The organism is Stenotrophomonas maltophilia group sp. Smal32, from assembly GCF_030237085.1.
Classification (GTDB): domain Bacteria; phylum Pseudomonadota; class Gammaproteobacteria; order Xanthomonadales; family Xanthomonadaceae; genus Stenotrophomonas; species Stenotrophomonas maltophilia_Q.
Window position 1 is genome coordinate 14,109 of the sequence record NZ_JASJSI010000054.1, and the last position, 14,508, is coordinate 28,616.

A 14,508-nucleotide genomic window follows, 5' to 3' on the forward strand; every position below is an offset into this window, starting at 1 on the left:
ATGTGAAGAATACGTGCAGGCTCAAATCCAGGTCCAGATCACGGCAAATGGTGACGCAAATCACTCCAGGACCGTGCAGTCCGCGCGGCGCACTTCCTCGACGAAGGTACGCATCTTGTAGCCGTCCTTGATGCCCGGCTCCAGTTCGATGCCGCTGGACACGTCCACGCCCCACGGCAGGGTAGCCAGCACGGCATCGTAGACGTTTTCCGGGTTCAGGCCACCGGCCAGCAGGAACGGCCGATGCAGGCCGGTCGGGATACGGCCCCAATCGAAGGCCACGCCGGTACCGCCACCGCCACCAGGGGCGTGGCTGTCGAACAGGAACCCCGCCGCGCTGGGGTAACGCAGCTGCAACGTGCGCGCATTGACCTCTTCCCGGCCCCCCATGGCAATCGCCTTCAGGTAGGGCATGTTGAAGCTGCGGCAGAAGCTCTCGTCTTCCTCGCCATGGAACTGCAGCAGGGTCGGCCGCACCGTGCGCAGCACCTCGCGCACCTCTTCCTTGCTGTTGTTGCGGAACAGGGCCACCACATCGACCATCGGCGCGATCGCCTGGCGCATCGCGCGTGCTTCGGCAGGAGCAACCCGGCGGCTGCTCTCGCGGGCAAAGATGAAACCCACTGCGTCCACGCCCAGCTCACCGGCCAGGCGGACATCGCCTGCACGGGTCATGCCACAGAACTTGATGCGCGTGCGGTAGTAGGAGCGGCTCATAGCGTGACCTCGGCGGGCAGATGCCAGTTGTCGGGGTACAGGGGCCCAAGGAACACCAGGCCCTGCGGCGGTGCGGTGGGACCGGCTACGGTGCGATCGCGCCCGGCCAGCAGTTCGGCGATCCAGTCCACCGGTTTTTCGCCGCTGCCCACCAGGATCAACGATCCGACGATATTGCGGACCATGTGATGAAGGAATGCATTGCCCTGCACGGCCACTTCAATCACCTCGCCCTGGCGGCTGACCTGCAGCGACTGCAGCTCACGCCGCGCATGCAGCGCCTGGCATTGCACGGAGCGGAATGCGCTGAAGTCGTTCTCGCCGATCAGGGCCTGGCCGGCGGCGTGCATCAGGGTCTCGTCCAGCGCCCGGCGCTCCCAGCTGAGGGTCTGCCGGTCCAGCGCTGGCCGCACCTCGCGGTTGAGCAGGCGGTAGCGGTAGCGGCGTGCGCGTGCCGAGAAGCGGGCGTGGAAGTCATCGGCCACCGGCACGCACCAGCGCACCGCGATCGAGCGCGGCAGGCGGGTGGTGGTGCCCAGCATCCAGGCGCGCGGATCGCGCACCACGTCGGTATCGAAATGCACGACCTGGCACTGGCCATGCACGCCGGCATCGGTGCGGCCGGCGCAGACCACCTGCAGCGGCGCATCGGCCACCGACGACAGGGCCTGCTCAAGGCTGGCCTGCACGCTGGGACCGCCCTCGCCCAGGTTCTGCCAGCCCCTGAAATCGCTGCCGTCGTACTCGACGCCAAGCGCGTAACGCATGTGCTACCTCGATATTGCGTATGGGGCGGCGCTCAGGCCGGATCGCGTTCGGACCAGACCGCCAGTTCGTTGCCACCGGGCTCGACGAACTGGAAGCGGCTGCCGCCGGGAAAGGAAAACACCGGCCGCACGATCTCACCGCCAGCGTTGCGCACCGCCGCTTCGACCGGCACCAGCTGGTCGGCATACAGCACCAGCAGCGGTGCGCCACTGTCGCTGGCCCGCTGGGGCTGGCCGCGGAAGAAGCCCCCTTGCAGGCGGCCATCGTCGAACGCGGTGTAGTCGCTGCCATAGTCGACGAACGACCAGCCGAACACCTTCTCGAAGAAGGCACGGCTGGCGGCCGGGTCGCTGGAGGCGAATTCAACGTAGTCGATGCGGCGCTCGCGGCTCATGGCAGGGTCCTTGTCGGCAGGTTCGGTCACGGCAGGCGGGCCAGCAGTTCGCGGGCCTGGGCCTGGCTGTGCGGATCGCCGCCTTCGGCGACCTCCAGCAGCAGGGTACGCGCGGTCTGCGCGTCGCCCAGGTCCAGGTATGCGATGGCAAGCTCGAGGCGCTCCTGGCCGGCACGCGGCAGCCAGCCGGCATCGCCGTTGTCCGCAGCCGCGCTCGCCGCAGTCTCCTCGGGATGCGACGTGCCGATACCGTCGATTCCGTCATGGTGCCTGGCATCAACCGGGAACGCGTTCTGATGCGCTTCGGCCGGCAGATCGAACACGCCGCGGAACTGCGGCTGCTGTTCGGCATGCAGCGCGTAGTCCGGCACCGCCACTTCAGATGGCGTCCCTGGTGCGGCCGGCTCATCCTGTACCGGCGCCTCGACAACATCTTCGCGTGCGGTCGCGGGCTCGTCCCAGCGCGGCAGATCGGTCACCGCCTCGGGCAGTACGACCACGTCTTCGTCGCGCAGCATGTCAGCCTTCCAGTCGGCCTGCACCGCGTGGTCGGCGATCGGATCGACCGCTGCTTCGGCATGGCCCTCGGGCTCGCTCGCCCAGGCTGGCATCGCCGGTTCCTGGCGGCCGCCATCGGCCACCGCCGACGACCATGAAGACTGTTCGGCCAGCGTGTCCAGCGCCGCACCCGCAGGAACCGCAGCGGCCAGCCCGGCGGCGTCACCCTCTTCGCGCAGCGGGGGCAGCGGCGAAGGCTTGCGACGGCGCAGCAACCAGGCTGCGCCTGCTGCCAGCAGCAGCACCGGCAGGCCCAGCCAGTACCACGGCGTCACTGCATCACGGGAACCCGGCGCCTGTGCCAGACGCTGCTGCGCGGCAGCCAGGTCGTTGTCCTTCATCGCGATCAACGACTGCTGCTGCTCCTTCAGCTTCTCCAGATCGGCCACGCGCTGCTTCAGTTCACCGATCTCGGCATCGCGGGTGGCGATGTCCTCACGCGCCTGGCGCAGTTGTTCGTTGCCCAGCATGTCACCCTCGCTGCCGGCAGCGGTGCCGGTGGTTGTGCCCGCGTGCGCGGCGTCGGACGCCAGCGCCGGAGCGATCTCAAGTCGTGCCCCGTTGGCGGCAGCCGGGGAAGAAGCATTCGCGGTTGCCGCCCTTGCGGCCGGTGCCACTGCACCCGCCGGTTGCGGCACGGTACGCGCCTGCTGCCATTGCGCGGCGTGCTCGCGCACCAGCGCGGCGGCTTCGGCTGCATCGATAGCAGCAAGCGCATCGCTGCCCGGCATGCGCAGCACCGCGCCCTGCTTGAGCAGATTGACGTTGCCACGGATGAAGGCTTCGGGATTGGCGCGCAGCAGGGCGATCATCGCGCGGTCGCGGCTGACCTGGTTGCCACGCGCCACCGCGCTGGCGATCTGCGACAGGGTCTGACCGCGCTGCACGGTGATGCTGCCGTCGGCCGGCGCTGCCGCAACCGGTGCGGGTTCCGCACGCGGCCGAGCCGGCGTGGCTGCAGGTGCCGCAGCAGGCGCCCGCGGTGGCACATCGGGCACCGTTGCAGCAGGCGCGGGTGCCAGCTCGCGCGCGATGGTGTTGGACAGGGTACCGGCCGGCGCCACGATCTCGGGCTCGGTGACGGCCAGCGCGCTGGACGGTGCATCGACCAGTGCCGAGTACTCGCGCACCAGACGGCCCTGGCCCCAGTCGGCTTCGATCAGGAAGCTCAGCGACGGGGTCTCGACCGGCGCCTGCGAGGTCACCCGCACCACCGCCCTGCCCTGCGCATTGCGGGTCAGCTCGAACTGCAGCTCGCTGACCAGCCCGGTCGGCCGCTGCAGGCCGACGCGCTCGAAGGTAACCGGCGAGGCCAGTGCGACGCGCAGGTTCTCCAGCTCGGACGGGTCAGCCGACACCACCGGGATTTCGGCCAGCAACGGTTGCCCCGGCTTGGACAGGACACGGATGTCCCCCAGGCCCAATGCGAGTGCCGAACTGCTGGCCAGGGCCAGCAGCGCGGTGGAAAGATAGAGGAGCGGGCGCTTTGCGCCCCTGGCCCGTTTATTCATGGGCGACACTATAAAGCGTGCGGACCGGGGTCCGCACCCATGTAGAGCCGAGCCCATGCCCGGCTGCATGGCCTGAGCCGAGCGTGGGCCCGGCCCTGCAGAAAAGGCCGGGCATTGCCCGGCCTCTCCATCAGCGCTGCTCGGCGGCGACCAGCTCGGCCAGCTGCACGGCATTCAACGCCGCGCCCTTGCGCACGTTGTCCGACACGATCCACAGGTTCAGGCCGCGCGGATGCGACAGGTCCTCACGGATACGGCCGACGTACACCGCATCGGTGCCCGAGGCATGGGTGACCGGAGTCGGATAACCACCGGCTTCATGGCGGTCCACCACTTCAATGCCCGGCGACTGCTCCAGCAGCGCGCGCGCTTCGGCCACGGTGACCTTGTCGCGGGTCTCGATCGCCACCGACTCGGAGTGGCCGTAGAACACCGGCACACGCACCGCGGTCGGGTTCACCAGGATGCTGTCGTCGCCGAGGATCTTGCGGGTCTCCCAGATCAGCTTCATCTCTTCCTTGGTGAAACCGTTGTCCTGGAAGTCATCGATGTGCGGGATCAGGTTGAAGGCGATCTGCACCGGGAAGCGCTGCGGATCGATTTCCTGGAAGCTGAGCAGCTGGCCAGTCTGCTTGCCCAGCTCTTCGGTGGCCGAACGACCACCGCCGGACACCGACTGGTAGGTGGAGACGTTGATGCGCTCGATGCCGTACTTGCGGTGCAGCGGCGCCAGCGCCACCAGCATCTGCATGGTCGAGCAGTTCGGGTTGGCGATGATGCCGCGCGGACGGTTGGCCACCTGTTCCGGATTGACCTCGGACACCACCAGCGGCACGTCATCGTCGTAACGGAAGGCCGAGGAGTTGTCGATCACCACCGCACCGGCAGCGGCGAACTTCGGTGCGTATTCCTTGGACACGCTGCCACCGGCCGAGAACAGCGCGATCTCGACACCGCTCGGATCGAAAGTGGCCAGATCCTGCACCTTGACCTTCTGGCCGTTGAACTCGATCTCGCCACCGGCCGAACGTTCCGAAGCGAGGACGCTCAGGGTGCCGACCGGGAAATCACGCTCGGCCAGGATCGACAACATGGTCTCGCCGACCGCACCGGTGGCACCGACGACGGCAACGTGGAAACTGCGCTGTGCATTGCTCATGGGGGAAAACTCTCACGAAAACGGGAATGGGGAAGAAACACGCACGACAGCTGGGTTCGGGGAACCTCCTCAGGCGGGGCGCGCGGAGGTTCCCTATCGTTTCCCGGTTTTTTTGCCCAAGGTCACACGCGCAGCCATGGCCGCGTCAGCGTTGATCGCGCTCGGCATGCACGAGGGTGCGCCATCCAGGCCGAGCCCGGCAACCAGATTATCGACGGCCAGCTGTACCATCGCCGTGCGCGTGGCCAGCGAGGCACTGCCGATATGCGGGGTCAGCACCACATTGCGCAGCGCCAGCAGCTCCGGACGCACCGTCGGCTCGCCCTCGTAGACATCCAGGCCGGCAGCGGCCAGCCGGCCGTGGGCCAGTGCGTCAGCCAGCGCCAGTTCGTCGACGATGCCGCCGCGGGCGATGTTCACCAGGGTGGCTGACGGCTTCATCTTCGCCAGTGCCGCCGCATCGATGATGTGATGCGAGGCCGGCGTGTAGGGCAGTACCGTGACCAGGTGGTCGGACTGCGCCAGCAGCGTGTCCAGGTCCACGTAGGTCGCGCCAAGCGCCGCCTCGGTATCGGCCGGCAACCGCGAACGGTTGTGGTACAGCACCTTCATGCTGAACCCGTGTGCACCGCGGCGTGCGATGCCCTGGCCGATGCGGCCCATGCCGAGGATGCCCAGCGTGCTGCCATGGACATCCGCGCCCAGCATGGTCTGGAACGACCACTGCTGCCACTGGCCTTCGCGCAGCCAGCGCTCGGACTCGGTGATCCGGCGCGCAGTGGCCATCAGCAACGCGAAGCCGAGATCGGCAGTGGTCTCGGTCAGGACGTCCGGCGTGTTGCTGGCGAGGATGCCGGCCGCAGTGAGCGCGTCGACATCCAGATTGTTGTAGCCGACGCCGACATTGGCGATCACCTGCAGCTGCGCGGCGCCGGCCACCTGGGCCGCACCGATGCGCTCGTTGAGGGTGATGATCGCGCCGTCGGCGCGGGCCAGCTGTTCGGCGATCTGCGCGGGCGTCCAGGCGGTGACGGAGTCGGTGCTGCGCAGCTGTACGCGATCGCGCAACGGCGCGATGGCCGCGTCGATCAGCGGCTGGCTCACCCACACGGTCGGCCGCGTGTCAGCCATCGATCTGCCCGGGAATGCGCGGGGTGATCGTGCCGACATCGCCGCACTGCGCACGATGGCGCAGCGCCTGGTCCATCAGCACCAGCGCCACCATCGCCTCGGCGATCGGGGTGGCGCGGATGCCGACACAGGGATCGTGGCGACCAGTGGTGACCACCTCGACCACGTTGCCGGCCGTGTCCAGCGACGGGCCCGGCAGGCGCAGGCTGGAAGTCGGCTTCAGGGCAATCGACGCAACTACCGGCTGGCCGGTGGAGATGCCACCGAGGATGCCGCCGGCATGGTTGCTGGCGAAGCCCTGCGGCGTCAGCAGGTCGCGGTGCTCGGTGCCCTTCTGCGCGGCACTGAGAAAACCATCGCCGATCTCCACGCCCTTCACCGCGTTGATGCTCATCAGGGCAGCGGCCAGTTCACCATCGAGCTTGCCGTAGATCGGCTCGCCCCAGCCCGGCGGCACGTTGTCGGCCACCACGTCCACGCGCGCCCCGACCGAATCACCGGACTTGCGCAGCGCATCCATGTACGCCTCCAGCTCGGGCACCTGCTCGGCGTGCGGCCAGAAGAACGGATTGTCTTCCACCGCCGACCAGTCGAAACCGACCGGGGTGACGTCGCCCAGTTGTGACAGGTAGCCACGCACGGTCACGCCGAAGCGCTCGGCCAGCCACTTCTTGGCGACCACGCCGGCGGCAACGCGCATGGTGGTCTCGCGCGCCGAGGAACGGCCGCCACCGCGCGGGTCACGGATGCCGTACTTGTGCCAGTAGCTGTAGTCGGCATGACCCGGCCGGAACTGCTGGCCGATGTTGGCGTAGTCCTTGCTGCGCTGGTCGGTGTTACGGATCAGCAGCGCGATCGGGGTGCCGGTGGTCAGGCCCTCGTATACGCCGGAGAGGATCTCGACCTCATCGGCCTCTCGCCGCGCAGAGGTGTGCCGGCTCTTGCCGGTAGCGCGACGCTGCAGGTCGTGGGCGAATTCGGCCGCGTCCAGCGCCAGCCCCGGAGGGCAGCCATCGATCACGCAGCCGATGGCCGGCCCGTGCGACTCGCCGAACGTGGTGACGGTGAACAGCTTGCCGAACGAATTGGAGCTCACGGGCGCTGCGCCGCCAGTTCGGTGATGCGCGCGCTGTGGGCGATCAGCTCGCGGCACTCGACCGCGAAGATGCCCATCTGGCCGACCTTGAACTCGATCCAGGCGAAATCGACTTCCGGCAGCAGCTTGATCAGGTGCTGCTCGGATTCACCCACTTCGCAGATCAGCAGGCCGTCCTCGCTCAGGTGCAGCGGGGCGTCGCGCAGGATCTTCAGCACCAGGTCCAGGCCGTCGTCGCCGGCACGCAGGCCCATTTCCGGCTCGTAGGAGTATTCCTGCGGCAGGGCATCGGTCTCGTCGTTGGTGACGTACGGCGGATTGGTGACGATCAGGTCGTAATGGCGGCCGGTCAGGCCGTTGAACAGATCCGACTTGAGCAGGGTGACATTGTGCGCCTGCAGGCGTTCCTTGTTCTCTTCAGCCAGCGACAGTGCGTCGTCACTGAGGTCGACGCCATCCACTTCCCAGTTCGGGTAGTAGTGGCCCATGGCGATGGCGATGCAGCCCGAACCGGTGCACAGGTCCAGCGCACGGCTGACATCGCGGCCGGCCAGCCACGGCTCGAAACCACATTCGATCAGTTCAGCGATCGGCGAGCGCGGCACCAGGGCGCGCTTGTCGCTCTTGAAACTCAGGCCGGCGAACCAGGCCTCGCCGGTCAGGTAGGCGGCCGGGATGCGTTCGTCGATGCGGCGCTGGAACAGTTCCAGCACGCGCAGCTTCTCGGCCTGCAGCAGGCGCGCCTGGCCGTACGCCGGGCCGAGGTCGTGCGGCAGGTGCAGGCTGTGCAGCACCAGCTGGGTGGCCTCGTCCAGCGCATTGTCGTAGCTGTGGCCGAAGGTCAGCCCGGCTTCGTTGAAACGGCTGGTGCCGTAGCGGATCAGATCGATGATCGTGTGGAGTTCGGCGGCCGTTTCAGCGGTCATGGCGGTACTGCGGGCAAAGTGGCCCCCGATTATAGGGGCTGGCGCCCGCGGCGGCATCCGTTGCGGCGGAAACGATCGGGCCGCAGCCGGTATGATGGAGCCCACTTCGCGCGGGGGCACCCATGTTCAATCGCAACGCCGGCATCATCCTGCTGATCGCCCTGGCGGCGGGCCTGGGCCTGCTGGCCGCCCAGCAGGTGTTTGCGCCGAAGCCGCCGGCCAACGCCCCGGCCACCGAAGCGGTCACGCTGTACCCGCAGCCGCGTGAACTGCCCGACTTCAATCTGGCCCAGTCCGACGGCACCCGCCTGATCCCGGGCGAACTGAAGGGCCACTGGACCCTGGTGTTCCTGGGCTTCACCTTCTGCCCGGACGTGTGCCCGACCACCCTGGCCGAACTGGCCGGCGCGCAGAACCAGTGGGAAGCGCTGCCTGACACGCTGCGCCCGCGGGTGCTGTTCATCTCGGTCGACCCCGACCGCGACAGCGCCACGCGGCTGGGCGAGTACGTGCACGGCTTCCACAAGGACACCCTGGCCGCCACCGCCGATGTGCCCTCGCTGGAACGCTTCGCCACCTCGCTGGGCTTCGTGTTCCAGAAGGTGCCGGGCAAGCACTTCGACGAAAACCCCGAGGACTACACCGTCGAGCATTCGGCCAGCCTGGCCGTGCTCGATCCGCAGGGCCGCCTTGCCGGCCTGGTGCGCCCCCCGTTCAATGCGCCGGCCATTGCCCGCGACCTGCAGAAGCTGACCGAGAAAACCGCCCCATGAGCCTCACCACCGCCCTGACGTACGCCCTGCCCCACCGCCTGCTGTCTTCGATGGCGCGTTCGCTGGCGTACTCGGACGATCCGCGCGTATCGCGCTGGCTGATCGACACGGTCACCCGCAAGTTCAACGTCAACCTGGACGAAGCGGCCAACCCGGACCCGCGCAGCTACGCCACCTTCAACCAGTTCTTCACCCGTGCGCTGAAGCCGGGCGCGCGCGTGGCCGACGCCGATCCGCGCAGCCTGGTGATGCCGGCCGACGGCCGCATCAGCCAGCTGGGGAAGATCGAGGCCGGCCGCATCTTCCAGGCCAAGGGGCAGTCGTTCACCGCCGCCGAGCTGCTGGGCAGCGACGAGGACGCCAAGCCGTACAACGATGGCCTGTACGCCACCGTGTACCTGTCGCCGCGCGACTACCACCGCGTGCACATGCCGTGGACCGGCACCCTGCGCGAGACCGTGCACGTGCCGGGCCGCCTGTTCAGCGTCGGCCCGGCCGCGGTGAACGGCGTGCCGCGCCTGTTTGCCCGCAACGAGCGCCTGGTCTGCCACTTCGACACCAGCTTCGGCCCGATGGTCAGCGTGATGGTCGGTGCGCTGCTGGTGTCCGGCGTGGAAACGGTGTGGAGCGGCGAGGAGATCCCGGCCTACGGTGACCGCATCACCCGCAAGGATTACCGTGGCCAGGGCATCGTGCTGGAGCGCTTCGCCGAGATGGCGCGCTTCAACTATGGCTCGACCGTGATCGTGCTGCTGCCGCCGGGCGTGGCTGAGTTCGCCCCGCAGCTGGGCGCCGAAAGCCCGGTGCAGCTGGGCCAGGCGCTGGCGAAGCTGCGCTGACCGTAGATCCACGCCATGCGTGGATGGATTCAACGGAATGACGGCCAGCGGCCGGCACTACCGGGTCTGTAGAGCCGAGCCCATGCTCTGCTGCCGGCAAAAACAGCCGAGCATGGGCTCGGCTCTACAGCCAGAAACGCGTTACTGCAGGGCCGGGGCCGGGCCGACGTCCATGCCGTCGTAGTCTTCCACGCCCTTCTCCGCGGCCAGCGCGGCGAACTCCTGGTTGCGACGGTCCAGCGAGGCTTCGTCGTGAATCTCCACGCGCTCCACATGCAGCACGTGGAACGGCGCGTCGCCCTCTTCCGGCTCCTGCTCGAACAGTTCCACGAAGGTGTAGCCCTGCGCCTGCAGATGGTCAGCCAGCGCCCGCAGTGGCTCAGCGGTGGAATGGACGAAGAAATACCCCCACAGCAACGGGCCGGTGATGTCCCAGTCGGTGTTTTCGCGGAGGTTGGCGAACAGGTTGCGGGTGTCTTCGAGGTCCATGCGGATTCCAGGGGTCGTGGGGGATTACTTGTCGCAGCCCTGCAGCTTCAGCGTCTGGCCGTGGCGCAGGCTGTAGGCCGGGGCTTTCAGGCCATTGGCGCGGGCCAGGGTCGGCACGTCGCACTGGAACTTCGCCGCAATGGCACCCAGGGTCTCGCCCTTGCCCACCTTGTGGCTGCGCACCGGCTTCGGCCGCGCCGCCGGGCGCGGGGCCGCCACCGGAGCGACCGGCGTGGTCGGCACGCTGGTGGATGCAGCAGCGTCCGCCACCGGCACCACGCCACCCACGGCCACGCTGCCGGTGTAGCTGGCGGCGGTCGGGCGGACGATGGCTGCGTTCAGATCGGCGGTGATCAGGGTGCGGGCCAGGTCCGCACGCGGGCCGCTGACGCAGTTGCGCTGGTACAGGCCGGCGATGCGGGTGGTGGCGTTGATCAACGTGCCGGCCGGAATCCAGCCGTCGGCTTCATAGCGCGGGTTGAGGTTGCGCAGCGCGCGCATGTAGCCATCGCGGGTGCCGTGGCTGCCCAGGCAGATGGTCAGTTCATAGATGGTGGTGGACTTGGCCAGGCGCAGCGTGGCCGGCTGCGCACTGATCTTCGGGAATTCGACGCCGTACTGCTGCGGGTGCAGGAAGATCCACGCCGCGGCGATCACCATCGGCACGTAGTCCTTGGTCTCGCCGGGGAACTGGTTGTAGACGCTGTCGGTCCAGAAGCTCTGCCCGCCGCTCTGCTTGAACACGCGCGCGGCGCGGCCTTCGCCACCGTTGTAGGCGGCCACCGACATTTCCACGTTGTTGTTCAGTTCGCGCAGGCGTTCGTTGAGATAGCTGGCGCTGGCCTCGGCGGCGCTGCGTGCATCGAAGCGCGTATCGAAGCCGGTGCCGTCCGGGCCGAGGCCGAAGCGGCGGCCGGTGGCCGGCATGAACTGCATCAGGCCGGCGGCGCCCGCGCGCGAGGAGGCATGCACGCGGCCGTTGGATTCCTTGGCCATGATGCCGAACAGCAGCGCCTCGGGCAGGCCGCGCTTTTCCCACTCCGGCCACATCACCGCGCGCAGGTTCTGGTAGTTCTCGTAGCTGGTCAGCAACGCCGGGCGCATGTCGGTCAGCCAGCGGCGGATGCCGGCCTGCACGGCCGGGTTGTACTCGACCATGGTGTCGAAGGCGTGCCGCTTGTCGTTGAGCAGCGCGGCGGCGCGGGCGGCCTCGGGCACATCGGCGGTGAGCGGGCCGATATGGTCGGGGTCGGCTTCCAGGCGGTCACCACTCTCGTCGGTCACCTCATCGCTGCCCGCCGCATCGGCGTCGTGCTTGAGCAGGCGCTTGTAGCTGGCCAGCAGGGTGCCCATCTGGCAGCCCTTCTGCTTCACGCAGTCGTTGAGGACGTCTTCCATGTCTTCCAGCGCGGCATCGGCCTCGTTGCTGCCCTTCGGGTCGGAATTGGCGACCAGCAACAGGGCGTCGCTGTAGCGCTTCTCGGCGGCGGTCATGCGCTGCTGCAGCGCATCCACCTTCACCTTGTCCCGGGCCGAAACCCGCTGCGCATGGGCGTCGGGCGCCAGGGAAACCAGGCCGGCCAGGGCCAGCAGCGGCCAACCACGGGAAATCAGGACAGGAACGGGCATTGATGGCACTGTGTGCGAAACAGGCAGGCAGAGTAGCGGCGCCGCCAAGGTCCGGGCAAGCCGACCTTCGGCCCGTCACCGCCGGCGGTTAACATTGGGCTATTCACCACAAGGGCTGGACCATGGATCCGATTCTGCTCGGCAAAGGCATTACCGACGATGTTGCCGTCACCCTGCTGCCGAAACTCGGCAACCGCCACGGCCTGGTGGCCGGCGCCACCGGTACCGGCAAGACGGTGACCCTGATGACCCTGGCCGAGGGCTTCTCGCGGTTGGGCGTTCCGGTGTTCCTGGCCGATGTGAAGGGCGATGTGTCCGGCCTGGCCGTGCCCGGCACCGGCGCCGAGAACCTGCTGCAGCGCGCCGCCGAGATCGGCGTGGTGGATTATGCGCCGGCCGCCAGCCCGACCATCTTCTGGGATCTGTACGGCAAGCTCGGCCACCCGGTGCGCACCACGGTCAGCGAGATGGGCCCGACCCTGCTGTCGCGCATCCTCGAATTGAACGACACCCAGGCCGGGGTGCTCGACATCGTGTTCAAGCTGGCCGACGACCGTGGCCTGCTGCTGCTGGACATGGACGATCTGCGTGCCCTGCTCGGCCTGGTGGCCGAGGAGCGCAAGGACATCTCCACCGAGTACGGCCTGGTCAGCGCGCAGTCGATCGCCGCGATCCAGCGCTCGGTGCTGCGCCTGGCACAGGACGGCGGCGAGAATTTCTTCGGCGAACCGGCACTGGAACTGGCCGACATCATGCGGGTCAATCATGACGGCCGCGGCATGATCGGCATCCTTGCCGCCGACCAGCTGGTGCTCAAGCCCAAGCTGTATTCGACCTTCCTGCTGTGGCTGCTGTCGGAACTGTTCGAGCAGCTGCCGGAAGTGGGCGACCTGGACAAGCCGAAGCTGGTCTTCATCTTCGACGAAGCGCACCTGTTGTTCGACGACGCGCCCGCGTCGCTGGTGCAGCGCATCGAGCAGGTGGTTCGGCTGATCCGCTCCAAGGGCGTTGGCGTGTACTTCTGCTCGCAGTTCCCCGATGACGTGCCGGGCAACATCCTCGGCCAGCTGGGCAACCGCGTGCAGCACGCGCTGCGTGCCTTCACCCCGCGCGACCAGAAGGCGGTAAAGACCGCTGCCGAGACGTTCGTACCAAACCCGAAGCTGGACGTCGCCAAGGTGCTCAGCCAGCTCGGCACCGGCGAGGCGCTGGTGTCCACGCTGCAGGACAAGGGCGTGCCGATGCCGGTGCAGCAGACGATGATCGCGCCGCCACGCTGCCGGATGGGACCGATCACCGAGGCCGAGCGCGCGCAGGTGCGCGCCGGCAGCCCGGTCGGCAGCCGCTACGACACCGCGATCAACCGCGAGTCCGCCGCCGAACTTCTGGCCCAGCGTGCGCAGAAGGCGGCCGAGAAGGCCGAGGCACCTGCCGCCCGCAGCCGTGAGCAGGACGAGGCGCAGGAGGGAGGCTTCGGCCAGTCCATCAAGGATGCGATCTTCGGCACCAAGCGCCGCCAGGGCATGATCGAGACCATGGCCAAGCAGACCACGCGTACCGTCGGCACCAAGCTGGGCAACCAGATCGTGCGCGGCATCCTGGGTGGCATTTTCGGCGGCAAGCGCTGAGATCGCTTCGTGGAGTCAGAGCCCTTTCCGTGGGAAAGGGATCTGACCCCGGGGTCGGCTCCCTTCCGCAAGGAAGGGCTCCGACTCCTCTCCCCTTTCGTCATCCAGAAAAGAAGTCGTATTGCATGTCCCGTTGGCGTCCGCCCGCAGAAAAAAGTACTGCCCTGATCACCGCTTCAGGCCACGCCCGGTTGAAAGCGGAACTGGATGACCTGTGGCGTGTACGCCGTCCCGAAGTGGTAAAGGCACTGGCCGCCGCCGCTGCGGAGGGCGACCGCTCCGAGAACGCCGAGTACACCTACCGCAAGAAGCAGTTGGGCGAGATCGACCGCCGCGTGCGCTACCTGACCAAGCGGCTGGAATCGCTGCGCGTGGTCGATACCACGCCAACCGATCCGCAGGCGGTGTTCTTCGGTGCGTGGGTGGAGCTGGAGAACGTGGACAGCGGCGACACCAGCCGCTACCGCATTGTCGGGCCGGATGAGACCGATGCGGGCCTGTGCTGGATCAGCATCGATTCGCCGCTGGCGCGTGCGCTGCTGAAGAAGCGGCTGGATGACGAGTTTTCAGTGGAGCTGCCCGGCGGCCAGTTCACCTTCGCGGTGATCAGCGTGGAATACCCGCCTGTGTAGCGTCGAGCCATGTTCGACGGCGCTGCCCATGTAGAGCCGAGCCCATGCTCGGCTGATGGGGAAACCCATCCGAGGAAGGGCGCGGCACTAAAAAGGCAAACGCAGCTAACGTTGCGGGTAAGCGCCTCCATCTACCAGAGGGCGAAAATATTAGGCAAAGCGATATTATGGGGAATACTTCCAGCGGTGGGAGCCCGGAGTTACCGCCAAAGGGAGGGGGCGCAGTTGTATCCGATCAGTAAAACCCCAGCCCAAGGC

General features: G+C 67.7%; 14 protein-coding genes. 4 read left to right on the top strand and 10 right to left on the bottom strand.

Features of this window, described 5'->3' with window-relative positions:
- Window positions 1-60: 60 nt before the first annotated feature.
- The 8 genes from QRO91_RS13800 to prmB form a co-directional block, all read right to left on the bottom strand.
- Window positions 61-717 carry a phosphoribosylanthranilate isomerase gene (locus QRO91_RS13800; RefSeq protein ID WP_049429515.1) on the bottom strand — a complete coding sequence of 219 codons (657 nt, stop codon included), beginning with the start codon at window positions 715-717 and terminating at the stop codon, window positions 61-63.
- Complete coding sequence (gene truA / locus QRO91_RS13805; protein ID WP_049429514.1) at window positions 714-1,484, bottom strand: tRNA pseudouridine(38-40) synthase TruA; 771 nt, start codon at window positions 1,482-1,484, stop codon at window positions 714-716. Before truA ends, QRO91_RS13800 begins: the two co-directional genes overlap by 4 nt.
- Window positions 1,485-1,516: 32 nt before the next feature.
- Window positions 1,517-1,879: a VOC family protein gene (locus QRO91_RS13810; protein WP_049429540.1), complete on the bottom strand. Its 363-nt coding sequence runs from the start codon at window positions 1,877-1,879 to the stop codon at window positions 1,517-1,519.
- Between the two features lie 26 nt (window positions 1,880-1,905).
- A complete protein-coding gene (locus QRO91_RS13815) occupies window positions 1,906-3,948 on the bottom strand; it encodes a FimV/HubP family polar landmark protein (protein ID WP_100443790.1) in 2,043 nt (680 codons plus the stop codon).
- Window positions 3,949-4,078: 130 nt separating this feature from the next.
- Window positions 4,079-5,107, bottom strand: coding sequence for an aspartate-semialdehyde dehydrogenase (locus QRO91_RS13820; protein WP_012511725.1), 1,029 nt, complete (start codon window positions 5,105-5,107; stop codon window positions 4,079-4,081).
- Window positions 5,108-5,200: 93 nt separating this feature from the next.
- On the bottom strand, window positions 5,201-6,238 hold the full coding sequence (locus QRO91_RS13825; protein ID WP_049432384.1) for a D-glycerate dehydrogenase: 1,038 nt from the start codon (window positions 6,236-6,238) through the stop codon (window positions 5,201-5,203).
- Complete coding sequence (gene aroC, locus QRO91_RS13830; protein ID WP_049432386.1) at window positions 6,231-7,334, bottom strand: chorismate synthase; 1,104 nt, start codon at window positions 7,332-7,334, stop codon at window positions 6,231-6,233. The genes QRO91_RS13825 and aroC overlap by 8 nt, the downstream gene beginning before the upstream one ends.
- Window positions 7,331-8,260, bottom strand: coding sequence for a 50S ribosomal protein L3 N(5)-glutamine methyltransferase (gene prmB, locus QRO91_RS13835; protein WP_005410487.1), 930 nt, complete (start codon window positions 8,258-8,260; stop codon window positions 7,331-7,333). Before prmB ends, aroC begins: the two co-directional genes overlap by 4 nt.
- Before the next feature lie 122 nt (window positions 8,261-8,382).
- Here prmB and QRO91_RS13840 point away from each other — a divergent pair, with 122 nt between their 5' ends.
- Together QRO91_RS13840 and asd are read left to right on the top strand one after the other, a co-directional pair.
- Window positions 8,383-9,033: an SCO family protein gene (locus QRO91_RS13840; RefSeq protein ID WP_049432390.1), complete on the top strand. Its 651-nt coding sequence runs from the start codon at window positions 8,383-8,385 to the stop codon at window positions 9,031-9,033.
- Entirely contained in the window at window positions 9,030-9,872 is an 843-nt protein-coding gene (gene asd / locus QRO91_RS13845) for an archaetidylserine decarboxylase (protein WP_049432393.1), read from the top strand. The genes QRO91_RS13840 and asd overlap by 4 nt, the downstream gene beginning before the upstream one ends.
- Window positions 9,873-10,013: 141 nt before the next feature.
- On the opposite strand, the gene QRO91_RS13850 is transcribed toward asd, so the two are convergent.
- Both QRO91_RS13850 and QRO91_RS13855 read right to left on the bottom strand, forming a co-directional pair.
- Window positions 10,014-10,361, bottom strand: coding sequence for a ribonuclease E inhibitor RraB (locus tag QRO91_RS13850; RefSeq protein WP_049432396.1), 348 nt, complete (start codon window positions 10,359-10,361; stop codon window positions 10,014-10,016).
- A 24-nt stretch (window positions 10,362-10,385) separates the two neighbouring features.
- Complete coding sequence (locus QRO91_RS13855) at window positions 10,386-11,990, bottom strand: transglycosylase SLT domain-containing protein (RefSeq protein WP_100443789.1); 1,605 nt, start codon at window positions 11,988-11,990, stop codon at window positions 10,386-10,388.
- A 122-nt stretch (window positions 11,991-12,112) separates the two neighbouring features.
- Between QRO91_RS13855 and QRO91_RS13860 the strand changes: the two genes are divergently transcribed.
- Window positions 12,113-13,618 carry a helicase HerA-like domain-containing protein gene (locus QRO91_RS13860; RefSeq protein WP_049432398.1) on the top strand — a complete coding sequence of 502 codons (1,506 nt, stop codon included), beginning with the start codon at window positions 12,113-12,115 and terminating at the stop codon, window positions 13,616-13,618.
- Window positions 13,619-13,743: 125 nt separating this feature from the next.
- Window positions 13,744-14,250, top strand: a complete 507-nt coding sequence (gene greB, locus QRO91_RS13865) for a transcription elongation factor GreB (protein ID WP_197620064.1) — start codon at window positions 13,744-13,746, stop codon at window positions 14,248-14,250.
- Window positions 14,251-14,508: the final 258 nt, after the last annotated feature.